Here is a 21,626-nt window from a genome sequence, read left to right as displayed (position 1 = left end):
CTGTGGTACCACGGATGGGGTATCACGGGCAACGCGAGCGGGGACCCAAGGCATTCGCGGCGTATCCGCCGCATCCCAGGCCGTCCGGGACGCGCACACACCGTCCTGGTCCGCCGCAGCGCGTTTGGCCCAGGCCGGGACCCGGAAGTGTCAGTGCCGGGTGCAACGATCTCCCGTATGAACAGCGGACCCCTCGACCTACGACAGGTCACAGCCCCAGGTCACGTCACTCCGGAGCTGAGGCAAGCACTCATCGAATGCTGGATCGAGATCACCAATGCCGGCGGGGCAGCGGGATTCCCCTTCCCTCCCATCGACGCGAGCCAGGCCACCCCTGCGGTCGACTCCCTCGTCTCGGGCCTTGCTCCCGAGACGAGTCGCCTCGTGGTCGCATCGATCGACGGCCACCTCGTCGGGTGGCTGAATGTTCGGCGTGACCCCTTCGAGCTCATCGCGCACTGGGGAACGCTCCACCATGTCCAAACGCGGACCGGCCTGCGCGGCCGGGGCATCGGGGCTGCGCTCATGCATCACGTTCGTGAGATCGCCCGAGACGAGATGGGGCTGGAGCAACTCCGCTTGGCCGCACGCGGCGGCGTGGGGCTGGAGGACTTCTACCGACGCCTCGGCTGGAAGGAAATCGGCCGCTGGCCGGGCGCCCTTCGCCTCGCCCCCGGAGACGATCGCGACGAAGTCCTGATGATCCTGGCTCCGCTCTGACGACGGGAGAGTGACCATCTGCGCCGTACGCGCAGCCACGGGACCGCCAGACCCAGCACCGCCTGGAGAGCGGAAAGAAAGTAGCGGCGGGTCCCCGTGGTGCCGGAGGATCAGCATCGTGGAAAGAGTGATGCAGCGGGTTCGCACGTCTTGGACCAAACAGTCCGTAGCGGGCTTGAATCCTCCCGCCGCAACGCGGCCCCCGTCGCTTTCCCCCTGCCGTTCGCCTCACCTCCGTTCGTACACGAGGTCCTGATGCACGAAGCTGACGGATTCAGGCCGCGGTTCGAGACCCACAGTGTCCTGCCCGACTCCGATGCGGACACCTCCGTACTCCTCCAGGAAGGAGACGGGCTGGTACGGATCCAACTGACGCTGACGCCACCACTACGCACCGAAACAGCTCCCAGAACTCGTCCGGAGAACCGACAACCAGACACCGCACATGCCTGGATCCAACCGGACGGGGCATGCGCGGAAGACGGGTCTAGAAGTGCGGGAGGACGAAGTCGTAGTCAGCCCTGGCCTGGCGGCTGTGGGCGCCGCCGACGGGACAGCGGCCGCTGTCTTGGAAGCCGTAGAAGAACATGCCGTAGCACTTCACGCAGGAGCGCCAATTACCAACTGAACTCCCACCCCGCCGCCGGGCAGGCCCGCTCCGCCGCTACCCCTGCCGTCATGCCAATGCAGCCAGAACGGCTGCGAAGCGATCCCCACAACACCGGATCCCGGTCCAGCAGATTCAGCCGGTCCCGCTCAAGCCACGACTCGTAACCGACGTGGCCGCCCGAGGTATCGGCGCAGTACCAGCCCGCGAAGCTGACGCTGTCTTGTCCCCAGCGAAAACCGCGAACCGGTTCACCAAGCTCGAACCGCACGCCCCGGACCTGCCCACAAACTCAGCGATCGTGCTGTCGGCGCACCATCTCGGTGATCCAGATGGGCGCGTAGGGAGACGTGCAGCCCGGGGAGGTCGGGTAGTCCTTGAGCACCTCCAGGCGCTCACCGATCTCGATCGCACGGGCGCGGAACTCGGCGTGCTCGATGCCGATCTGAGCCAGGCAGTGGTTCATCGCCCACTGCAGGCGGTCCGGGGCGTCTTTCATCTCCGCCTCGATGACGTCGAGCAGCCCCGCGAGGTCGAGGCCCTCGGGCTTCTTCGTCACGCGTTCGGTGGTCAGCGCCCAGCCGGCGCCTGCGACCACTGGATCCGGATCCGCGGACCAGGCCACGCGCAGCTCTTCGGAGTGCGGGCTCTTCTTCACCACGTAGTTCACGAGCCAGTCGTGCACCTTGGGCGTGCGTGCCTCGCGCACCATGGAGTCCAACTCGTCACGCTCGAACGCCTTGGGGCGGCAGATCAGGATCGCCAGGAGTCTCGCCGCGGTGTCGTCCGTCTCCCAGAGCCGGCACGCGAGTTCCTGCTGCGTCTTCAGCCGCTTCGCGAGGGCGCGCAGCTTGCCGAGGTTCACACCGTGATCGTCACCGTGCTTCTCGTTCACCTCGCGTGCCTTCGGGTCCTCGAGTTCGGCGAGCTCGGCCATCACCTCGGCCACCGTCGTCTCGGCCACCTCAGCCTCCTGTCCATCACGTGCGGGATTCAGCCTACGACGGGCGTCAGCCTCCCGCCGCACACGCCGGTTCGACGGCAGCCGCCGATACGAAATCCCGCGTCTCCACGCATTGGCTCAGCCGCGTACCGCCAGTTCGTCCGGGAGATCGGGGCCGCACCACATACGTTCCAGCGCGATGTCCACTCACTCGTGGTGGTGCGGCTCCAACTCATCACCCGGCCATGCCCCCTGGAACTGCTCAGCCCCTGCCCTCGTGGGCGCCGACCTTCTGGGAGACCGCGTCCTGGAGCGGTTTCATGCGGTCCACGAGCTGCTGGAAGTCGGCGGTCCGGCCATCGGACCACTGGCCCATGGCGACCACCATGACCCGGCCGTGGCCCGTGAAAGCCTGCACCAGCCCGCTCTCCGCGGGCAGACGCGGCAGGCCGGATCCGGCAGGCGGGGCCTGCACAGCGACCTGGTAGTCGTTGAAGGCCATCGCCAGCTCGGTCACCAGCCTCACCGTGTCCTGCGGGTCCTTCATCGTGAAGACGGCCACGTTGAACTGGTTGTTCCGGTCATCCTTGTAGAGGGCGATCTGCTCGCCGACGCAGCCCGCGCTGTCCTCGATCATGGCAGCCAGCCGGGGTCCGACCCCGTCCGGCTCCGTGCAGGACTCCATCACGGTCGAGCCCAGCCGGGTGAAGGCGGCGCCGAAGGCACCCTTGACCTCGGCCGGGAAGAGTTCGGCGAGCGGCGCCATCGGCCGCGTGCCGCCGGCCGCGGCCACCGTGCCCCGCGACGGCGCGGTCGACGGCGCGGCGGAGGTAGCCCTGGCGGGCACGGACGCGGCCGGAGCAGGCGCGGCGGTGCTGTCGTCGGCTGACACTCCGGTGTACTTCAGCACGGCGAAGGCCGCGCCCGCCGCCACCAGCGCCAGCCCCAGGTTCAGCGGCCACACCCGCCGGGGCCGTGGCCGTGGCGCGGACTGCAGACCGGATCCTTCCGCTTCGAAACGCCGGACGAAGTCATTCCACTCATCGTCGTCCGGGCCGCTCCGACCCGCGGGTATCTCATTGTTGTTCGGCACGACCGAACCCTAGTGATCAACGCGGGTCAACTGAATAGCCGCAGGTCACAGCCTTATTACTCTGTCGGTCAAAGGGCGGTTCGGGCCGGGGCGCCCGGGCATGTGGAGGCTTTCAGCGGGCGCGCCTGGGGCCGCCGCGGTGCGGGCGGCGCCGGGAGACAGCTTCGGGAGCGGCCTCGGGGGACGAAAAGCCGCCGGCCACGGCCGCACGCGCCGGGACCGGTGAAACGGGGACCTGCGAAGCGGGACCCGATGCCTCAGCGGTACGAGGAGCCGTCGGCCGCTCGGCGCGACCGAGGACGGCGGTGTGGGAGATGAGGGGTGCGCAGGCCTGGCAGATCTCGGCGAGGGTCCAGACCTGGCCGATGGCCGGGTTGTGGATGAGGACCAGCAGCGGAGCACCGGTGCAGGAGGCTCTCGTGTCCTCGTGGAATCCGCATTCGGCGGCGCGGCAGGCGCACGCGGCGTGGGGGCGGACAGTGGCGAGCCGGGCGTGTGCGCGGGCGTGCTCGGCTGCGAACCGCCGCATGGCGGCTGTGTCCTTGGACCGGGGCGGCATGCGGCACGCCTCGGTGCTGCAGGTGACGGAGACGGTGTGGTCGCCGTGGCCGGTCAGACGGACCGTCCAGGTCCGCCCCGGAACACGGGATCCGGGAATCATGGTCAAAGGAGAGTTGTCCGTTCGCGTGTGCGGTGATGTGCCTACTGTTCGACAGTCTCACGTGTGGCGACAGTGAATTCCACGCGGCCAAGCGCCGGCGCGGGCACGCGTTGGACGGCCGGTCACGAGGAGAACCGCACCTCAGACGAGGCGACAGTGGCCGAACACGCCCTGTAGCTCTTTTTCGCACGCCGTTCGGCAAGTGTCAACGACATGGCGCCACACCCAGGCCGTCGAAACAATCCCGGGCCCATACGCCCCACTGCGGATGGACTGCGACGCGCGCCATCCACCCTTTACGCGTTTCGGGTTGAAAGCGGACTTTCCGGGATGGCTGCCGCGTGTAGAGGCGATGCCACGCCCGGAATCGGCAGGCGTGGGCGGGGCGAGCGGCGGGAGTCCGGCAGTATGACCCCGTGGCCCTGATACCCGGAACCTCTGACCGTGCCGCAGCCGCCGATCCGGTACGGACCCGTCTGGCGGCAGCGGGTGCCGCTGCGGTGATCGTCGGCGTGGGGCTGGGTCTCAGGGCCGTGGCGGCGGGGAGCGTGGCCAAGTACGGCGGAGACGCGCTGTACACCGCACTGCTCCTCGCTCTTGTCGTTGTCGCCGCGCCACGGGTGACACCCCTGAGAGCCGCCGCAAGTGCACTGACCATCAGCTGGGTGATCGAGTTCTTCCAGGTCAGCGGAGTCCCGGCGGAGCTCGCCCAGCGCAGTACCGTCGCCCGCCTCGTACTCGGTTCCACCTTCAACCCACCCGACCTGTTCTGGTACGCAGTCGGCGCGGCCGCCGGATGGCTCATCCACGCCACGGTCACGACCCGACATGGCCGAGGAAGCGGGTCCTCCAGCCGACACGCGACCGGGCACCCTACGCCGAGTGCCACCTCCGCCCGTCGGCGAGGCACAGCCGGTCCGGCCCGCGCACCGCACGACGAACAGCACCAGAACCTCAGCTGACCTGACATCACCGCCCTGCGAGATGCATTCGGGTTCGAGGCGAACACACGGGGCAGATTCCGAGCGGGGCCGCACCCCGGGCATTCTCCTTGCGAACGGTGCTGGCATCGTACGGGTCATGGGAGAGGCAGGAACGACACCGGAACGGGAAACCGCGACGCAGAGCGGCGGCATGTCCCTGCGTGAGGCGGCCTGGCGCTATCAGGCGGATGAGATCTACCCGGAAGACCTGCCGATGATCGCCGCTGAGGCGCTCGCCGCCGGGCTGGACACCCCGGTGCTGTGCGAGCTCGCCGGTCTGCCGCGCAACGCGGATGCCCGCGATATCCACGAGGCGTTCGAGGAGGCTCTCGCCGAGTCAGGAATGGAGTTGCCCGATCCCGTCCTGGCGCGGCGCCACGCTCTGCGCCGGCTGGCGGCGAAGTTCATTGACGGGGAAATCGCTCTCGCCGAACTGGCTGCGGGCGACTGGTGGGAGACGGAGGTCGAAACCGAGGAGGAGCGATCCTTCGTGTCGCTGATCCCGCAATGCGAGTGCTGCATCGAGTACACGTTGGGGTTCGACCAGCGGACCTGGGCACCACAGCTGCGGGTCGCCGCACTCGCCCTGACATCATCTCCACCACTCGGACCCAGCTGGTGACCCGGCCACGACGGCATGACGGCCGGCTGGGGCGGCCTGCGGCACACGACCCCGATCAGGAACGCGGGCGCATCGAGCGCAGCCGGTCGGCCACGTCATAGACGGTCAGGCGCAGGGCGCGGATGTCGGTGATCAGGTCGCGCCACGGCTCGAACGCCGTGTCCACGTCCTTGCCGGAGGCCTTGATGTAGGCCACGGCTACGCCGTAGCCGAAGTACTCGTTCCTGGCGGGCAGTGGGCGCAGCAGGACGATCTGTTCCAGCAGCGCCGCTGCCCGCCAGTACGCATCGGGTTCGCCGGTCGCCAGCGCCGGGGTGTTGACGCGGTGGCGGGCGACCGCGGCGACCAGACCCGAGTAGTCCAGGACCCCCAGCTCTTTGCCGAGCAGTTCCTCCTGGCGGTCCAGGAGCCACCGGATGTCGATGTGCAGCTCCAAGGTCAGGCCGCCCGGTTCGTGCTCGCAGACGTCGGCAGCCCGCCGAACTCACGGTCGAAGGCCTCCGCGATACCCGGCTGGGCGACGACCTCACGGAACGCGGCGGTCGCCCTGCCCAGGGCGAGCTGGTTCTCTTCTTCGACGGCCAGCTCCGCCAGATAGGCGCGCACGCTCTTGCCCCGGGCCCGGGCCACCGCGGCGAACCGGTCCCGGGTCTCCGAGTCGATCTTCACAGTCGTATCTGCCATGCCTCCGAGTATGCACTCATGAATACCTTCACGAATACCTTTCGGGAATCCGCCGATCGGGACCTCAGTGGCTGTCGTCGTGGGCGAAGTCGGGCAGCTCGGTGGACAACAGCTGCTCGGCTCCACCGTCGAGAAGCCGTGCCATCTCCGCCGAGCGGGGCAGCATCGTCTTCTCATAGGCGTGGATCGCTTCTTCGACGGTGTCCCGGTGGGCGATGGCGAGGGCGAGCTCGCAGGCATCCAGCATGGCCAGGTTCACGCCGACGCCGAGCGGGGGCATGAGGTGGGCGGCGTCGCCGAGCAGCGTCACCCTGGGGTTGCGCTCCCAGGTGTGCGGGACGGGCAGGGCGTAGATCGGGCGGTCGACGTAGAGGCCGTCGTTGTCGGCGATCAGCCGGCGCAGGCGGGGTGACCAGTCGCGGTAGCGGTCCAGGAGGAGGGCACGGATGCCGTCGGTGTCGTGGAGCGTGAGGCCGCTCGCGGTGATCCAGTCGGCCGGGACGCGCTGGATGGCGTAGACGCGGATGCGGTCGCCGCTGTTGCGCTGGGCGAACAGGCCGCGCTCCCCGTCAGCTGCGGCCGCGCCGCCCTGTCCGACGAGTGCGGCGATGTCGGGGTGCCGGCGGTCGACGTCGTGGAACCGGGCTTCCAGGAAGCTCACGCCGCTGTACCGGGGGGCGGCCGGGGAGAGGGCGCGGCGGACCTTGGACCAGGCGCCGTCGGCGCCGATGACGAGGTCGGCTTCGATGGTGGCGCCGTCGGCGAAGTGCAGTCGCCGGGGACCATCGGTCGGGCCGCTGATCGCCTGCAGGGCGTGGCCCCAGCGCAGGGTACCCGGGTTGAGGGAGTTGAGCAGCAGGTCGCGCAGCTGGCTGCGGTCGATCTCCGGCTTGAACCGCTCGGCCTTGTCCGGGACGTGGTGGAAGAGCATGGCTCCGGTCGAGTCCATCTGGCGCATCTCCTGCCCCTCGGGGCGTGCCAGCCGGAAGAACTCGTCGAGCAGGCCTGCTTCGCGTAGGGCGATCTGGCCGTTGTCGGCGTGCAGGTCGAGGGTTCCGCCCTGGTCACGGGCGTCGGGGCCGGCGTCACGGTCGTGGACGGTGGCGGTGATGCCGTACTGCTGGAGGATACGGGCGCAGGTCAGGCCGCCGGGCCCGGCTCCGATGATGGCGATGCGGGGTGCGGGATTGGTCTTCAAGGTGAGGCTCCGTTCATGTCGCACAGCGGTGGTGCGGCTGAGGGGAGAAATCCGTGCGCGGGCATGCCTGATCACCCTTCTCGGGGCAGAGGGAAAGGGATGACGAAGGGACCGCAGCGCCTCAGGGCCGCCATTTCAGAAAAGCACACCGGATGAATAAGTGCAACGACTGCACTTTTGAATCTGGGCAACCATGGCGATAGGGTTGGGGCATGCCCGACACCACGACCGACGCCTCGGTCCACTCGGCGGCTCCGCAAGGACGCCGTGAGCGGAAGAAGGCCGCCACCCGTCAGGCCATCGCCGACGCGGCCCTGCGCCTGTTCTTGGAGCGCGGATACGACAACGTCGGCATCCGCGAGATCGCCGACGCCGCCGACGTGTCCACCACCACGCTCTTCAAGCACTTCCCGGTCAAGGAAGCCCTCGTCTTCGACGAGGACGCCGACCAGGAAGCCCGCCTCCTCGCGGCCGTCCGCGAGCGGCCCGAGGACCAGTCCGTCCCCGCGGCCCTGCGGGAACACGCCCTGCGCACCCGGCTGGCCTCCGTCGACGACGACGCCGGTTTCACCGCCTTCACCAACCTGGTGAACAGCACCCCCGCCCTGCGCGACTACGTCCAGAGCATGTGGCTGCGCCACACCGCCGCACTCGCCCAGGTCATCGCCGAGGAGAGCGGCCTCGCCCCGGACGATCCCGCCTGCACCGCCTTCGCGCACTTCGCCCTCGAAGCCCCCCGCGCGGTGCACTCCCACGACGACCGCCGGGGGGCCATCACCCGCGCCTTCGACCTGCTGGAGCACGGCTGGAGCGCACTCACCCAGGCCGGTCGATGAGGTAGTGGCCGGCCCCGGGCAGCTCGCCCACCTGCTGCACTCCGGCCGCCGGAGCGCCAGGTGCCCGGCCCGCGGGAAGTACGCCGCCAGGGCCCGGCATACTCCCGGGCCCGCCGTTGTGAGAGGGTCGGGCGCGGTTCAGGGCGTCCGGCCGGGACCGGGGCCACGAGGAGGGCAGTGTGGGAGGCAGTACGACCACGGCAGTGGTGCTGGTCGCGGACGACGACGCCGCCATCCGGCGCTCGCTGGAGCGCGGGCTGCGGCTGAGCGGTTTCACCGTGGTCCTCGCCGAGGACGGACCCGGCGCTCTCGCCGCGCTCGCCGCACGCATACCCGACGTTCTCGTCCTGGACGTGTCCATGCCGGGGCTGACGGGTACGGAAGTGTGCCGGCGCCTGCGGGAACGCGGGGACGAGACCCCCGTCCTGATGCTGTCGGCCCTGGACGAAGTGGCCGACAGGGTCGCCGGGCTCCAGGCCGGCGCAGACGACTACCTCGTGAAACCCTTCGCGCTGGAGGAGCTGGTGCTGCGCCTGCACGCCCTGCTGCGGCGCAGCCCGGCGCGCAGCGCGCAGGACGTGCTGCGCGCCGGACCGCTGGAGGTGGATCAGGCGACCCGCCAGGTGCGCCACGGCGGGACGGAGGTCCATCTCACCCGGCGGGAGTTCGAGCTGCTGGCCACGCTGGTGCGCAACGCGGGCATCGTCCTGACCCGGGACCAGCTGCTGGACCGGGTGTGGGGCTATGACTTCGAGGTGCGCACCGACGCCGTCGACACCTTCGTCAGCTACCTGCGCCGCAAGCTGGAGGAGGGCGGGCGCCCCCGGCTGATCCACACGGTGCGCGGGGTCGGCTTCGTGCTGCGCGTGCCCGACGGGAGCGCTGCGTGAAGCTCGCCACCCGGATCGCGCTCTCGGTCACGGTGGTCACGCCCCTGCTGGTGCTGGCCGCGGGCCTGCTGGTGCTCGGGCTCGTCGGCCGCGACCTGCGCCAGCAGCAGGACGTACGGCTGAACGACCGGGCCTCGGCCGTCCTGCCCGACGTACGGGCCCTGCTCACCGCCGACCGCAACGGCCGGCCGAAAGCGGAGCAGAACCAGCAGCGCAAGGTGCTCGGCGACGTCCTCGACGCCGGGATCCGCGTACAGAGCGCGGACGGGGCGACCGTCCTGCAGGGCGGGCCGCAGCCGGCCGAAGGGACGCAGCTGCCCGAACGGACCCCGGACGGCCCGGTCACGGTCCACGTGAAGGGCCATGCCTGGCGGGTGCTGAGCGTGCCCGTGACCGGCCCCGCGCCCGGGAACCTGTGGATCCACACCCCGGCCTCGGCCACCGACCCGCAGCTCGCCGCCGTGCGGCGCCGGGTGCTGCTGGTGGCCCTGCTGGCCGCCCCGGTCTCCGGGCTCCTCGCGTACGGGCTGGCGGGGCGCGCCACCGCTTCCGTGCGGCGGCTGAGCCGCCGGGCCGCCGAACTCGACCCGGCAGCCGGGGCCGCGGCCTTCGTCGGCACGCCGGTGAACATCGCCGAGGTGGACGAACTGTCCGCGGCGATCGGCCAGCTCCTCGCCCGCTACGACGAGCAGGCCGCCCGGACCGCGCAGGCGCTGGACACCGCCCGCTCCTTCTCCTCCGCCGCCTCGCACGAGCTGCGTACGCCGCTGATGAGCATGCAGACCGACCTGGACGTACTCGCCGCCCACCCCGACCTCTCCCCCGCTGAAAGGGCCGAGGTGGTGCGGGACCTGCGCAGCGACCACGCCCGGCTGCTCGAACTGCTGACGGCGCTGCGGATGCTCGGGCTCGGTGACCTGGTGGAGGTGTCCGCGTTCGCGCCGCTCGACCTCTGCGAGCTGGTGGACGCGGCCGTCGGGGAGGCGGCGCGCCGGCACGGCGAGGCGGAGCTGGACGTGGAGCTGCCGGCGGAACTGCGGGTGTTCGGCTGGGACTCCGGGCTGAAGATCATGCTCGCCAATCTGCTGCGCAATGCCGTGGTGCACGGCCACCTGCCGGGAGCGCCGCCTCGGATCGCGGTCCGGCTGCGCACGCAGGGCGCTTTCGCGGTGCTCACCGTGGACGACGAGGGGCCCGGCGTGCCGCCCGCCGAACGCGCGGCCGTCTTCCGGCGGTTCCACCACCGGGCCGGCAGCCCGGGCTCCGGCCTCGGGCTCACGCTGGTGGCCCAGCAGGCCGCACTGCACCGGGGCACGGTCACGCTCGGCGACGCCCCCGGCGGGGCGGGTGCGCGTTTCGAGGTGCGCCTGCCGCTGGCCTCGGCGGACGAGCCGACGCTGCGCCTGCCCGCACGGCGCGACTGGATCTCCCGGGGCGACTGAGCGGGGCCCGGAGCCGGGATCGGGACCGGCGGCCGGGCGGCGGGGGTGCGGCGACCGGGCGGCGGAGTGCGGCGGCCGGGCGGCGGGGCGGGGTGCGGCGGGTCCCACGGTCACAAGGAATCCACAAAATCGCTCCCTAGCGTCCTGTCCGGCCGGTACGCCGACGCACCGGCCCGTCGCACCGAAGGGGATACCACCATGTTCCGCAACCGCAGGACCGCCGCTGCGATCGGCGCCGTCGCCCTGGCCGGCGCACTGCTGTCCGCCGGCCCCGCGCAGGCCGACAGCTCTTCGCCGAGCCCCACCACCGCACCGGCCAAGTCAGCGCCGAAGGGCGACGGCGCGAAGGCGATCTGCAAGCGCCTGCCGAAGACCGAGACCAGGATCAGCACCGCCCTCACCCGGCTGAACGGCGACGCCACCGTCGCGGGCTCGGTCGCCCGGCTCGAGCAGCGCGTCGCCGAAGCCAAGAGCGCCGGCCACACCGAGATCCACGCGTACCTCAATGACCGCCTGGCCTTCCGCAAGAACCTGGTGCCGACCCTGCAGCAGCGCCAGACGGACCTGAAGGCCGTCTCCACCTGGTGCTCCGCGCAGGGGTCCAAGTGATGTCCACCCGCCGCAGCGCCACCGCGCTCGCCGCCGTGGCCGCGGGAGCGGTCCTGCTGCTGACCGGATGTGGGGGCGGCGCGGACGCCCACCCCAAGGCGGAGCAGTCGGCGGGCGCCGACGGCCAGGCCGCGGAGATGCAGGCGAAGCTGGACGCCGCTGACAACGCGGCCTCGCAGGCGGACGCGGACGCCTCGCAGAACAACTGACCGGCCCGTTGTCCCGACGGCCCGCCCCGGCATGCCGGGGCGGGCCGTCGCCGCGTGCGCGTCAGCGGCTCAGGTCAGTCCCACTGCTGGTCCGCGAGGGAGCTGACCGGCTGCGGCTTGCCGATGACGGCCAGGGCGATGAAGAAGTTGATCTGGCCGATCGCGATGGTGAGGGTGGCCAGCGCCTTCTCGTCATAGTGCTTCGCCACCTCGGCGTACAGCGCGTCCGAGACCCGCTCCTCGCCGCGCGGGGCGGGCTGGAGGGTGGCCTCCACCAGGGCGAGCGCGGCACGCTCGGCACCGGTGAAGTACGGGGCGTCCTGCCAGGAAGAGACAGCGGTGATGCGCTCCTCGGACTCCCCCGCCTTGCGCAGGAAGCCCGTGTTCAGAATGGTCAGATAGGTGTTGCCGACGATCTGCCCCGCACGCAGGTGGACGAGGCTCATCGTGGTACGCGGCACCGAACGGTTGCCCGTGGCCCGGAACAGGGCGGCACTGATGTCCCTCAACTCGGGCACGAACTCGCCCGGGTCGGACATCCGGGAGATCGAGGGGTTCGTCATGACTGCACTCCTTCACATCGGCCAGATCGGCGTCTTCACAGCACTGACGGATGGGCTCACGAAGATGTGACAGGAACCGGGAAGAATTTCCTCCGGCGCTCTCCGGGAACGGCGCAGGACCGTCAGTGCGGCTCCGTCCAGCCGTGCCGGACGGCGTAACCGCCGAGCTGCATACGGGTTCGGACCCCGGCCAGGTCCATGAGGTGGCGCAGGCGCCGGTGCAGCGTCCGTGGTGACAGACCGAGTTGTGTCGCGGCCGAAAGGTCGGTCAGGCCGGCCAGGAGGAGCGCGAGGATCCTCCGGTCGAGGTCGGTCGGGCCGTTCGTACCGAGCTCGACGGCAGGTTCGGCCCCTCCGCCGAGGCCCGCCAGTTCGAGCGGGTGGGCGGTTCGCCATACCGTCTCGAACAGCGCGTCCAGCGCGTCCAGCAGGCCGCTGCGGTGCAGCAGCACGGCGCCGGGCTCGCCGTCCGGAGTGACCGCGAGCGGGACGAGGCCGAGGTCGGCGTCGGCCAGTACGAGTTTCATCGGCAGCTGGTCGGCGACACGCAGTTGCACGCCCTTGCGCAGCGAATCGATCGCATCGTCGATGATGCCCGGCTCTCCCAGCACGGCCCGGTCCAGTACCGCCCGGAATTGCACACCGCGGCCGATGGCCACGGGCTCGGCCGTGTTCTCGTCGGGCGCCAGGGCGACGAACGGTGCGGTGATGAAGCTTCGGACCTGTGTGCGGGCCGCCTGCTGCACCTGGAGGAAGCGATGACGGATGGCGTCGACACCCGTGACGACCTCGATCAGATCGCTGATGCTGCTCCCGGTCATCGCCGCCCGGTGTTCCTCGGCGAAGGTCACCAGTGCCTGCTCCGCCATGCGCAGCCCGTCCCGGCGCTGGGTGATGAGAGCGCCGAGGGCCACGGCCGGCGGTGCGGCGGTGAACTGTTCGTCCGCCGACCTGGTCACGAGGCCCCACCCGACCAGGCGGGACAACGTCTTGTCGACGTGGGCCTGCGGCAGGGCGAGCACGTCCGCGAGCAGGGTCGCTGTGGAGTGCGGCCGTCCGAGCAGCGCCCGGTAGACGCGCTCGTCATCGGGTTCGAGGCCCAGCACATCCAGCATCGGCGACCGATCCTCCTTCCCTTGCCGCGGCGGGGAGAGTATGCGCCATGGCGGGAGACCCTGAATAGTGCCTGCTGGGAGCACGTATGACGGGAAAGGCCCCGGGGAGTCGCCTCCCCGGGGCCCGACGCTGCGGTTCATCGCAGTCCGTACGCCCGGATGATCTCGTTCTTGACGCTGAAGCCGCTGTCCGTCTCGGCGCTCGCGCGCACGGAGACGAAGCCGCCGGGCTTCGCGGCCGTCGTGAACGAGCCCGTCCAGGAGCCGTCGGTGCCCTTGGCCAGGGTCACCTTCTGCCAGGTGGCGCCGTCGTCGTAGGAGACGTCCAGCGCCACCGTGGTGACGGTGCCCGGCACGGTGCCGAGGTCCATGGACACCGGCTTGAGCGCGATCTGCTGCCTCGCACCGGCCTTGAGGTCGCCGTGCAGGTCCGACTCGAGCTTGTAGTCCAGGTTGAGCACCGAGAACGGCTCGAAGGAGTCCGAGTCGACGGTGTCGGACATGAAGGTCCACGCGGTGTGGGTGCGCGTCGACAGCCGGAAGACGTCACCGGGCCGCTCCACGTCGAGGACGGCGCGGTAGGGCAGGTTGCCCACCGGTACCTCCTGCCACTGCATGTCTCCGCCGACCGGGTTGTCGTGGATCAGCCTGTCACCCTGGAACACCTGCAGGTGGGACGGAGTCTCACCCCACGGCAGGTAGCCGCCCAGCCGCATGGTGTCGCTGGCCGAGGCCCACGCCTGCACGTTCCAGGTCATGTGGTTCTGCCAGCGGGAGTTGTACACGCCGAAGGACTCGCTCTGGCCGGGCCTGGTCGCCGGGGCGAACCAGTCCAGCCGGGTGGCGCTGCCCTTGGCGTACGTGTTGTCGCCCGACACCATCGACCACGGCAGGACTCCGTCGACGCCCTGCGTGTGGAACTCCCGCCAGACCTGGCCCGGAGTCACCCACTCGGTGCGGGTGCCCGGGTGCCATTCGCGCTCGGGAAGGTTGAAGGACGGGCTGAGCGTGAAGTCGGACCGGTAGCCTTCCGCGGACCGGCCTCCCGCGGCGGAGTAGTAGCGGGCGTCGATCCGGGCGAGGTCACCCTTGGCCGGCTTGTAGACCAGAGCCCGGTCCGGCACCTGACCGGGGTAGTCCCGGGTGAGGTCGTAGACGAACGGCGTGTACCGGGTCTGCTTGACGGTCAGCTTGTGGGTGGCGGCTCTGGCCATCGCGACAAGGGCCTTGCCGGCGTCGCGGTGCACGGTGGCGACCGGGATGGCCGACTCTCCGACGTACTCCATCAGGGCTCCGACCCCGTCATTGACCACGATCAGCGCCTTCGCACCGGCCGCGACCGCGGCCTCGGTGCGCTCCTGCGGCGGAACCTCGTCGCTGCGTTCGATGACGACCGCCCTGCCCTTGGCCTTGACCTTCTTGTACGCGGCCGCCGCGCCGTTGCCCGCGTAGACGGCGTCCAGCCTGTCCGTGGCCGTGCCCAGGGAGCTGCCCGCCTGCACCAGCGTGTCGAGCTGGAGCCGACCGTCCGAGGTGCTCAGGCCGAGCTGCGGCTCACCCTTGCGCCAACGGGTGGTCAGCATGAACTCGCCCTGCTCCATCGGCTCCGTGGGTGCGACGTAGACGTCGTCGTACGTCGGCGGCAGCACGTACGCGCCGCGGTAGTCCGTGTACGGGTCGAGGCCCTTGTAGTGGACGTTGAAGTCGACCTTGCGCTGGCGGTCCTCGGTGCGCTCCGGCGCCTCGGTCTGCAGCAGGTGTGCGCGGCTCGCGTCCAGCACCACGTCGGCGGAGCCGTCCTTGAGTACGGTCTCCGGGTCGACCAGCACGGCCAGACCCGAGCGGTCCGCCTTCTCGCCGGCCACGTCGAGGTACCCCGCGACGGTGTACGTGCCCGGCGCCATGCGCATGGTGGTCGATCCGTCGACGTAGACCGACCACGGTGAGACGTCGCCGGCGAGGTTGATTCCGACCCAGCCGGCGGCGGGCTTGCCGTCCCTGCCGACCAGCTTGATGTTCAGGTCGTAGCGCTCCTCCTCCTTGAGGAGCGCCACGGAGGTGCGGGTCACCGGCTGTCCGGTGGCCGCGTCGGTGGCTGTCACGTAGTCGGCGTGCCGGCCTGCCGGGGCGGTTCGGGGGTCACCGGTCACGGGGACGGCGGCGGTGCCGCCCGCCGGGACGCTCACCGTGGTGGCTCCCAGCGTGAACGGGCCGCCGCCGGTCAGCGCCAGGTTCAGCGTGACGGCGGCGGGGCCGGGGTTGGTGAAGGTCAGGTTCTTCGTGACGGCGGCGTCGCTCGGCTCGTGCGGCCACGTGTGGTTGCCGAAGAGGAGCGATCCGGTACCGCGGATGGTGGTGTGCACGGCGGCGGCCACGTCGAGACGGCCGGTACCGACCTCGTAGGGCGAGTACCCGCCGTCCAGACCCTTCGCAGTGCTCATCAGGTGTTCCTTGAGCTGCGCGCCGGTCCAGTCCGGGTGCTGCTGGGCCAGGATCGCCGCAGCGCCTGCCACGTGCGGGGTGGCCATCGAGGTGCCGCTGAGGGTGCGGTAGGAGCCCTCTCCACCGCCGGTCATCTGCGACGAGCGGGGCGCGGTGATGTCCACGCCGGGAGCGGCGATGTCCGGCTTCATGCCGCCGGAGTGCGCCAGCGGACCGGTGCTGGAGAAACCGGCGAGCCGGTCCTGCTTGTCCGTGGCGGCCACGGTCAGCGCCGAGGCGGCCGCGCCCGGAGCGGAGATGCTCTCCGGGCCCGCGTTGCCGGCGGCTATGACGAACAGCGTGCCGTACCGCGCGGACAGCGCGTCGACCGTCTGCGACATCGGGTCGCTGCCGTCCGTCGGGTAGGAGTCGCCGAGACTCATGTTGACGACGTCCGCACCGGACTCGGCGGCCCACTGCATGCCGGCCATGACCCAGGAGTCCTGGCCGTAGCCCTCCGCGCCGCCGAGCACCTTGCCGACGAACAGGTCGGCGCCGGGGGCGACGCCCTTGTTGTCGCCTCCGGAGGCTGCGCCGGAGCCGACGATCGTGCCGGCCACGTGGGTACCGTGTCCGTTGACGTCGGTGACGGCCTCATCCGGTACGAAGCTGGCCGTGCCGTCGATCAGGCCGGCGAAGTCGGGGTGGTTGACGTCGATGCCGGTGTCGAGCACCGCGACCTTGACGCCCTTGCCGGTGTAGCCGGCCGCCCATGCCTCGGTGGCGCCGATCAACGGCACGCTCTCCTTCAGGTTGGCCTTCACCCGACCGTCGAGCCACAGCTTCGCCACACCGGCGCCCAACGTCGCGCTGCCCTGCGGCGCGACGGAACTCCAGAAGGTACGGGCCTGCTTCTTCTCGGTGCTGAGCACGGCGCCGTGGATGTCCTTGAGCTTGCGGGTCAGCCGGCTGCCCTGGGGAGCCGTCGGCTCGACCGCCGCGCCGGACCTCGGCTGGGTGTACGTCGCGATCAGCGGGACCGCGGCCGACTTCGCGTCGTCGTAGCCCATCTCGATCAGGTCGGTGACGTTGAACAGCCGTCGGTCCAGTCTGTCCGTGCCCAGCAACGGCACGGCCTCGTCCGGGACGACGAACAGGTCGCCCTTGATCTGCTGGATCTTCACACCGCCGACGGCACTGTCCGGCCGGTCGACGTCGGCGATCTGCTTGCCGTCGGCCGTCGTGGTGACCGTGACGACGTCGCCGGTGACCAGGGTGACCTTGTGGGTCGCCGAGGGCTTGGCGGTAGCGGTGGGCTTGCTCGGAGCGGCTTGTGCGGGCGCTTGCAGAACTGCGAGCCCCGACGCCAGCAGCGGCACCGCGGTAGCGGCCGAGAGCAGCTGCCAGCGCCTGCGCCGGAAGGCGGAGGACTGAGAGGAGGAGGACATGCCATGGGTCTATCGGCCGAGTAGCGCCGACGTGAAGGCCAGGGGGCGGCAAGTCCTCGCCATGGCAAGCATTTGTCAGCCGTGAACCGCCGGACACCGTGGCGTCCGACGGCGGGCGGCGAACGCGGCAGGCGGCACCCGCCTGCCGTCGCGCGCGGTGGCTCACGTAGCCTCCTGATCCTCCCACCCCTTCAGATCCGGACGGCCCAACAGTTGTGAGCGCACCCCTCAGCACCGAGTACGGAACGGAACGGCCGCAGGGCACTCGGGCCGTCACGGACCAGGTCGACATGCAAGGCGCCCGCCGCCGCATCGCGCCACGGGGAATCGTCGATCTGCGGGGGCGGAGCGACCAGGACATCGAGCTGTCCTATCCGTCCCACGCAGCGGTCATCGTCGCCGGCCTTCCCGGCAGCGGGAAGAGCACGCTCCTGCGTGCCTGGTCCCCGGCCGCCACCGTCGTGGATCCCCGCGCCACCCGCACCGCGTACGAGGCGTGGATGCCCGTGTGGCTTCCCTACGCGGTCTACCGGCCGTGGGCGCGGCTGAGACACATGCAGTGGACGCGTTCCGAGATCCGGCGCGGTCGGCCCCTGCTCATCCACGACTGCGGCGGCCGGGCATGGATGCGTCGATGGCTTGCGCACACGGCCCGCCGAGCCGGACGCCCCCTGCACATGGTGGTGCTCGATGTCGGCCCCCAGGAGGCACTGTCCGGCCAACACGCCCGCCGTCGGCTGGCTTCGCGTCGGGCCTTCGAAACCCACCGGCGGGGCCTTGCCGAACTGCTCTCGCACATCGAGGACGACGGCCTCACCGCCCGTACGGGCATCCGCTCCCTGGTTCTCCTCGACCGCGGCCTCCGAGACCGTGTCACCTCGGTACGGTTCGGCCTCCCCCAGGACTGATGGCATCACCCCGGCCGGGAACCCAGGTGGCGGGCGGGGCCCAGGCGCGGGTGGTCAGAGTTTGGCGGCTTCGTGCACCTGGTTCAGGTGGATGAGGATGTCGTAGGCCTGGCCGATTGCGAGGGTGGGGAGCGGGTCGTTCTTGAAGGACGAACCGGCGTTGTAGACGGGGCGGGGGGTGTTCAGCCAGTTGCGGCCCGCGACCGGCAGCGTGCGCAGGTCGAGGTAGTAGTCGCGGTGGCGGACCAGGTCGAGGGTGTACTCGTGCATGTCGGGGGCGGCCGCGGGGACGGTGACCTTGTCCCAGGCCCCGCCGAAGGTGGTCGCCGTGAGGAATGACCCCTGGGCAAAGGTGAATCCGATGGCTGCGTAGTCGCGGCCGAGGGCGTTGCGCAGGAAGACGCCTTGCGTGGTGGGGTACATCACGGGGTCGGTGGACAGGTAGCCGACGTGGCCGTTGTGCGCCGACAGCAGCATCTTGTCGCCGGTGCGGCGCTGCCACCAGGCGGTGTTGTCGGCCATGGCCTGGTCGCGAAGGAGCTCCGCGGCGGACACCGACTGCGGATCGGCCAGATCGAGGGAGGTGAAGGCGAAGGTCTGGGCGATGTTGCGGGCGTGCTGTTCGGCCCATTCGTAGGCGTCACCGCCGGTGCCCTTGTTCGCGGTAACCAGGTCGAGTGCCTGCTGGGTGGCCTCTCCCAGTCCGACCACCCTGGCGTCGCCGACCATGGCTCCCAGGGCCCGCAGGTCGCCGGTGTTGCCGCCGGGTTCCGTCGACCGCAGCGGGTGGGCGGCGCGCTCCAGCGCGCGGTGCGCGTCGGCCTGTCGGCCGTCCGTCGCCGTGGTGGCGGGTGTGGCAGAGGCTGCCGGGGCCAGCAGGACGGTGGCCACGATGCCGGCCGTCGCGGCGAGCAGCCCACGTCGGCCGATCACCCGCTTGTGCGCGGTCATGCTGATCACTCCTCGGTTCGGTGTTCCACTGGGGTGAAACGATCATGACCCGGGGTGTGAGCGGGTCGCGCTGCGGTCCGCCTCCGACTTGACCGGGGGATATCCCCCTGCCCCACACGGTGGCCGGCCGCCGGGAGCCAACCATCTCCGAGCGCCCAGGAGCGTCCCGATTGCTGCCAATAGCCCTGGCCTCGGGACGAGTTACCGGGTCGGCGCCGCTGCAACAGGACTGTGACGGGGACGTGGCAAACCATGATCATCCGGCGGGATAGGGTCGCCGTACCGGTCGGCGCAGGGGCGCGGACCGGACATCAAGAACCTCGGGGGATTCACATCATGCCGACCAGCCGCCTGCTCCGAACTGCCGCGCCGATAGCGCTGGCCGCCTTCGCGCTCACCGCCTGCGGGCCGGAGAACAGCGCCCCGGCCGCCGCGGCGAAGGGGACGTTCGCCGAGCCCCTCGCCCTGAAGACGTCGGCGGACGTGTCCGAGACGCACTTCCCGGACAACGCGAAGACCCAGCTGAGCGTCACCCCGGCCTCGGTCGTCAAGGGCGACAAGGCCGCGGTGGACAAGCTCGGCGTCGGGCTGCTGGACGGCAAGACGCCCTACTACGTCACGACCACCTACACCCACAAGGGTGGTGCGCAGGACGGCGTCGTCAGCTTCAACCACAAGCTGCTGCTGCACGGCACCGACCCGCAGCGCGCGTACTCCTTCGCCCCCTCCTGGGGAGCCAAGTTCGAGCCATGCCAGGAGGCTTCCGACAATGACCTGAAGCTGGCCGAAGGCAAGTCCGTCACCACCTGCGAGATCTACCTGGTTCCGGAAAACGTGCAGCCCCTGTTCGTCGGCTTCCAGGGCGAGCGCGACACCAGCTCCCCGAGCAACGAGACCGGCACCGCGCCCGAGGTCGTCTGGAAGGTGGGCTGAGCGGCCATCCGGGCGGCCGGCAGCGGCCACTGGGGGCTCTGACCAGCAGTCCCGCCTTCCGCTCCGGCACAACCAGGGGCGCTCCGTTTCGGTTACCTGGCCTCGCCTACTGGCATCGATGCCTTGACGGCATCGGCCAAGTCTGTCGCCGGTGTTATCGAGGACCGCCTGGGCGGGCAGGCCGTCTTCATCGAGAGCGATACTGGGCCGCACGTCCACTGGTCCGCCGGTGGCGACCCCAAGGTACTGATCCTCGGACACCACGACACGGTGTTTCCGCTCGGCACCCTCGAACGCCGCCCGTTCACGGTCGAGGACGGGCACGCCACCGGCCCCGGGGTCTTCGACATGCTCGGTGGTCTCGTGGCACGCGGGCCTTGAGCCCGAAGCCGGCGTCAACGCCCTGATCGAGGCCTCCCACCAGGTGTTGGACATCGCGGCGCTCGGGCGACCCGACCTCGGCACGACCGTCATCCCTACCGTCGCGTCGGCGGCACCATGGACACCGTCGTGCCCGCCGGGGCGACGGTTCTCGTCGACGTCCGTGTCGCGACGTCCGACGAGAAGGACCGCATCGAATCGGCATTCGCGTCTCTATCCCCGCACCTCGACGGGGCGCAGATTTCGGTCCGAGGAGCCATCAGCCGGCCCCCGATGCCCGAGTCCGCCTCGGCCGAACTCTTCGCGGTGGCGCGGCGGCTGCTTCCCGATTTCGAAGGAAAGGCAGTCGGTGGCGGAAGCGACGGCAACTTCACGGCCGCTCTCGGCGTGCCGACACTCGACGGCCTGGGAGCAGTCGGCGGCGGTGCGCACGCCGACCACGAGTACCTGGTGATTGACGCCATGGCCGAGCGAGCACAACTCGTCGCCGGCCTCGTGAACACGATCCAGAACGCGCAGAAGGGCGGCTGACGCTGCCCAGGCGGGTTGATGCCCTGAGCATTGCTCTTCGCCGCGCCGGTGGAATACAGCGGATCTCGCCAGGAGGGAACTACGGGCGGGTGTTGGTGGGTAACATCCGGCAGCAACACCGTGAGGTATGAGGAGAGTGAGCCGCAAGTGGCCAACGACCCGGACACCACGCCCATCCACAACGTGTACGCGCAGCGGTTCGCCGCAGATCTCGAGACCAACCGCAAGGAACAGGATCAGGTCTCCGCGCAGATCACGGAACTCGAAGAACGCCTGAAGCAGTTGAAGGCCGACGAAAGCTGGCTTCACGGCATGCAGGGTTCACTGCCCCCGGCCGCGGACGGGGCTGTGGCCTCCGGCGGCCAGGTGGCGCCGCAGCCCGGCCAGTCCCCCGCACATGACACCGCGACCGTTCCCCCGCCCCGGAAGGCGAGGAAGGCCACCGGCCGCGCAGCAGGAAGGAAGGCAGCACAGCCCAGGAAGACCTCGGGGGTCGCATCCAGCGCGAAGGCCAAGACCACCGCAGCCACCGCAGCCACCGCGAAGAAGACCACCGAGGCGAAGACGGGCAAGACGGCGGAGCCCCCGCTGCGCGAACTCGTCCTGGCCCTCCTCGTCAGCGCCGCCGAACCCCGCATGGTCAGCGAGGTCACCACCGAACTGGCCCAGGCACACCCCGGTCGGCCCGCATCCGGCCAGGTCGTCCGTAACGCCCTCGAAGCACTGGCCAGGAAGAACCTCATCGAAAAGGAACACAAGCAGGGCTCGGTCATGTACTCCGCGCCCGTCCAGCCCGCGGTGGGCGAGCAGCTGTCCACGGCGGCTCCGGCCACCGACACGACGGACGAGAGGGAAGCGGTAGTGGCCTGACCCGTCAC

The 21,626-nt window shown here is 70.4% G+C and carries 20 protein-coding genes and 3 pseudogenes; 12 read left to right on the top strand and 11 right to left on the bottom strand.

What is annotated here, in order from left to right; all coding sequences use genetic code 11:
* Positions 1-177: 177 nt before the first annotated feature.
* Complete coding sequence (locus OG429_RS37480; RefSeq protein WP_328929718.1) at positions 178-720, top strand: GNAT family N-acetyltransferase; 543 nt, start codon at positions 178-180, stop codon at positions 718-720.
* A 672-nt stretch (positions 721-1,392) separates the two neighbouring features.
* On the opposite strand, the pseudogene OG429_RS37475 reads toward OG429_RS37480, so the two are convergent.
* From OG429_RS37475 to OG429_RS37460, 4 genes and pseudogenes are all read right to left on the bottom strand, one after another.
* Positions 1,393-1,598, bottom strand: a pseudogene (locus OG429_RS37475) (TnsA-like heteromeric transposase endonuclease subunit); the annotation flags it as partial.
* A 21-nt stretch (positions 1,599-1,619) separates the two neighbouring features.
* A complete protein-coding gene (locus OG429_RS37470) occupies positions 1,620-2,264 on the bottom strand; it encodes a DNA alkylation repair protein (protein ID WP_328930541.1) in 645 nt (214 codons plus the stop codon).
* A gap of 268 nt (positions 2,265-2,532) precedes the next feature.
* Positions 2,533-3,363: a hypothetical protein gene (locus OG429_RS37465; protein WP_328929717.1), complete on the bottom strand. Its 831-nt coding sequence runs from the start codon at positions 3,361-3,363 to the stop codon at positions 2,533-2,535.
* 112 nt (positions 3,364-3,475) lie between these two features.
* Positions 3,476-4,024 (bottom strand): hypothetical protein, encoded by a 549-nt coding sequence (locus tag OG429_RS37460; RefSeq protein ID WP_328929716.1) that lies wholly within the window; start codon positions 4,022-4,024, stop codon positions 3,476-3,478.
* A gap of 476 nt (positions 4,025-4,500) precedes the next feature.
* Between OG429_RS37460 and OG429_RS37455 the strand changes: the two are divergent.
* Together OG429_RS37455 and OG429_RS37450 are read left to right on the top strand one after the other, a co-directional pair.
* Positions 4,501-4,830: pseudogene (locus tag OG429_RS37455) on the top strand (ribosomal maturation YjgA family protein); the annotation flags it as partial.
* A gap of 274 nt (positions 4,831-5,104) precedes the next feature.
* Positions 5,105-5,629 carry a hypothetical protein gene (locus OG429_RS37450; RefSeq protein ID WP_328929715.1) on the top strand — a complete coding sequence of 175 codons (525 nt, stop codon included), beginning with the start codon at positions 5,105-5,107 and terminating at the stop codon, positions 5,627-5,629.
* 55 nt (positions 5,630-5,684) lie between these two features.
* On the opposite strand, the gene OG429_RS37445 is transcribed toward OG429_RS37450, so the two are convergent.
* The 3 genes from OG429_RS37445 to OG429_RS37435 all read right to left on the bottom strand — a co-directional run bounded on the left by OG429_RS37445 (position 5,685) and on the right by OG429_RS37435 (position 7,511).
* Positions 5,685-6,065 carry a toxin Doc gene (locus OG429_RS37445; RefSeq protein WP_328929714.1) on the bottom strand — a complete coding sequence of 127 codons (381 nt, stop codon included), beginning with the start codon at positions 6,063-6,065 and terminating at the stop codon, positions 5,685-5,687.
* A gap of 2 nt (positions 6,066-6,067) precedes the next feature.
* The gene (locus OG429_RS37440; protein WP_328929713.1) at positions 6,068-6,313 is read right to left on the bottom strand and encodes an antitoxin MazE7; all 246 of its coding nucleotides are present in this window, start codon (positions 6,311-6,313) and stop codon (positions 6,068-6,070) included.
* Positions 6,314-6,377: 64 nt separating this feature from the next.
* A complete protein-coding gene (locus OG429_RS37435; RefSeq protein ID WP_328929712.1) occupies positions 6,378-7,511 on the bottom strand; it encodes an FAD-dependent oxidoreductase in 1,134 nt (377 codons plus the stop codon).
* Between the two features lie 212 nt (positions 7,512-7,723).
* On the opposite strand from OG429_RS37435, the gene OG429_RS37430 reads away from it, so the two are divergent.
* From OG429_RS37430 to OG429_RS37410, 5 genes are all read left to right on the top strand, one after another.
* Entirely contained in the window at positions 7,724-8,347 is a 624-nt protein-coding gene (locus tag OG429_RS37430) for a TetR/AcrR family transcriptional regulator (protein ID WP_328929711.1), read from the top strand.
* A gap of 179 nt (positions 8,348-8,526) precedes the next feature.
* The gene (locus OG429_RS37425) at positions 8,527-9,237 is read left to right on the top strand and encodes a response regulator transcription factor (protein ID WP_328929710.1); all 711 of its coding nucleotides are present in this window, start codon (positions 8,527-8,529) and stop codon (positions 9,235-9,237) included.
* Positions 9,234-10,679 carry a sensor histidine kinase gene (locus tag OG429_RS41625; RefSeq protein WP_405676674.1) on the top strand — a complete coding sequence of 482 codons (1,446 nt, stop codon included), beginning with the start codon at positions 9,234-9,236 and terminating at the stop codon, positions 10,677-10,679. The genes OG429_RS37425 and OG429_RS41625 overlap by 4 nt, the downstream gene beginning before the upstream one ends.
* A gap of 198 nt (positions 10,680-10,877) precedes the next feature.
* Positions 10,878-11,288, top strand: coding sequence for a hypothetical protein (locus tag OG429_RS37415; protein WP_328929709.1), 411 nt, complete (start codon positions 10,878-10,880; stop codon positions 11,286-11,288).
* Positions 11,288-11,497, top strand: a complete 210-nt coding sequence (locus tag OG429_RS37410; RefSeq protein ID WP_328929708.1) for a hypothetical protein — start codon at positions 11,288-11,290, stop codon at positions 11,495-11,497. Before OG429_RS37415 ends, OG429_RS37410 begins: the two co-directional genes overlap by 1 nt.
* A gap of 74 nt (positions 11,498-11,571) precedes the next feature.
* On the opposite strand, the gene OG429_RS37405 is transcribed toward OG429_RS37410, so the two are convergent.
* The 3 genes from OG429_RS37405 to OG429_RS37395 all read right to left on the bottom strand — a co-directional run bounded on the left by OG429_RS37405 (position 11,572) and on the right by OG429_RS37395 (position 17,044).
* Entirely contained in the window at positions 11,572-12,060 is a 489-nt protein-coding gene (locus OG429_RS37405; protein WP_328929707.1) for a carboxymuconolactone decarboxylase family protein, read from the bottom strand.
* A 122-nt stretch (positions 12,061-12,182) separates the two neighbouring features.
* Positions 12,183-13,175 carry a helix-turn-helix domain-containing protein gene (locus OG429_RS37400; protein ID WP_328929706.1) on the bottom strand — a complete coding sequence of 331 codons (993 nt, stop codon included), beginning with the start codon at positions 13,173-13,175 and terminating at the stop codon, positions 12,183-12,185.
* Between the two features lie 137 nt (positions 13,176-13,312).
* On the bottom strand, positions 13,313-17,044 hold the full coding sequence (locus tag OG429_RS37395; protein ID WP_328929705.1) for a S8 family peptidase: 3,732 nt from the start codon (positions 17,042-17,044) through the stop codon (positions 13,313-13,315).
* 215 nt (positions 17,045-17,259) lie between these two features.
* Between OG429_RS37395 and OG429_RS37390 the strand changes: the two genes are divergently transcribed.
* Positions 17,260-17,952 (top strand): AAA family ATPase, encoded by a 693-nt coding sequence (locus tag OG429_RS37390; RefSeq protein ID WP_328929704.1) that lies wholly within the window; start codon positions 17,260-17,262, stop codon positions 17,950-17,952.
* Between the two features lie 54 nt (positions 17,953-18,006).
* Here the strand turns inward: OG429_RS37390 and OG429_RS37385 are convergent, their stop codons facing one another.
* Positions 18,007-18,903 carry an erythromycin esterase family protein gene (locus tag OG429_RS37385; protein ID WP_328929703.1) on the bottom strand — a complete coding sequence of 299 codons (897 nt, stop codon included), beginning with the start codon at positions 18,901-18,903 and terminating at the stop codon, positions 18,007-18,009.
* Between the two features lie 336 nt (positions 18,904-19,239).
* Between OG429_RS37385 and OG429_RS37380 the strand changes: the two genes are divergently transcribed.
* The 3 genes and pseudogenes from OG429_RS37380 (at position 19,240) to OG429_RS37370 (ending at position 21,618) form a co-directional block, all read left to right on the top strand.
* Positions 19,240-19,836, top strand: a complete 597-nt coding sequence (locus OG429_RS37380; RefSeq protein ID WP_328929702.1) for a hypothetical protein — start codon at positions 19,240-19,242, stop codon at positions 19,834-19,836.
* A 96-nt stretch (positions 19,837-19,932) separates the two neighbouring features.
* A pseudogene (locus tag OG429_RS37375) lies at positions 19,933-20,748 on the top strand (M20/M25/M40 family metallo-hydrolase).
* 147 nt (positions 20,749-20,895) lie between these two features.
* On the top strand, positions 20,896-21,618 hold the full coding sequence (locus OG429_RS37370; RefSeq protein ID WP_328929701.1) for a hypothetical protein: 723 nt from the start codon (positions 20,896-20,898) through the stop codon (positions 21,616-21,618).
* Positions 21,619-21,626 lie beyond the last annotated feature (8 nt).

Origin of the sequence: Streptomyces sp. NBC_00190 (genome assembly GCF_036203305.1) — a bacterium.
Lineage (GTDB): Bacteria > Actinomycetota > Actinomycetes > Streptomycetales > Streptomycetaceae > Streptomyces.
Note: the sequence above shows the minus strand (reverse complement) of the source record. Positions and strands in the feature narration are given on the sequence as shown.

Coding starts and splice junctions, on each gene's coding strand:
- OG429_RS37480 (WP_328929718.1), top strand. CDS start 178: ATGAACAGCGGACCCCTCGACCTACGACAGGTCACAGCCCCAGGTCAC.
- OG429_RS37470 (WP_328930541.1), bottom strand. CDS start 2,264: ATGGCCGAGCTCGCCGAACTCGAGGACCCGAAGGCACGCGAGGTGAAC.
- OG429_RS37460 (WP_328929716.1), bottom strand. CDS start 4,024: ATGATTCCCGGATCCCGTGTTCCGGGGCGGACCTGGACGGTCCGTCTG.
- OG429_RS37450 (WP_328929715.1), top strand. CDS start 5,105: ATGGGAGAGGCAGGAACGACACCGGAACGGGAAACCGCGACGCAGAGC.
- OG429_RS37440 (WP_328929713.1), bottom strand. CDS start 6,313: ATGGCAGATACGACTGTGAAGATCGACTCGGAGACCCGGGACCGGTTC.
- OG429_RS37430 (WP_328929711.1), top strand. CDS start 7,724: ATGCCCGACACCACGACCGACGCCTCGGTCCACTCGGCGGCTCCGCAA.
- OG429_RS37415 (WP_328929709.1), top strand. CDS start 10,878: ATGTTCCGCAACCGCAGGACCGCCGCTGCGATCGGCGCCGTCGCCCTG.
- OG429_RS37410 (WP_328929708.1), top strand. CDS start 11,288: ATGTCCACCCGCCGCAGCGCCACCGCGCTCGCCGCCGTGGCCGCGGGA.
- OG429_RS37405 (WP_328929707.1), bottom strand. CDS start 12,060: ATGACGAACCCCTCGATCTCCCGGATGTCCGACCCGGGCGAGTTCGTG.
- OG429_RS37400 (WP_328929706.1), bottom strand. CDS start 13,175: ATGCTGGATGTGCTGGGCCTCGAACCCGATGACGAGCGCGTCTACCGG.
- OG429_RS37395 (WP_328929705.1), bottom strand. CDS start 17,044: ATGTCCTCCTCCTCTCAGTCCTCCGCCTTCCGGCGCAGGCGCTGGCAG.
- OG429_RS37385 (WP_328929703.1), bottom strand. CDS start 18,903: ATGACCGCGCACAAGCGGGTGATCGGCCGACGTGGGCTGCTCGCCGCG.
- OG429_RS37380 (WP_328929702.1), top strand. CDS start 19,240: ATGCCGACCAGCCGCCTGCTCCGAACTGCCGCGCCGATAGCGCTGGCC.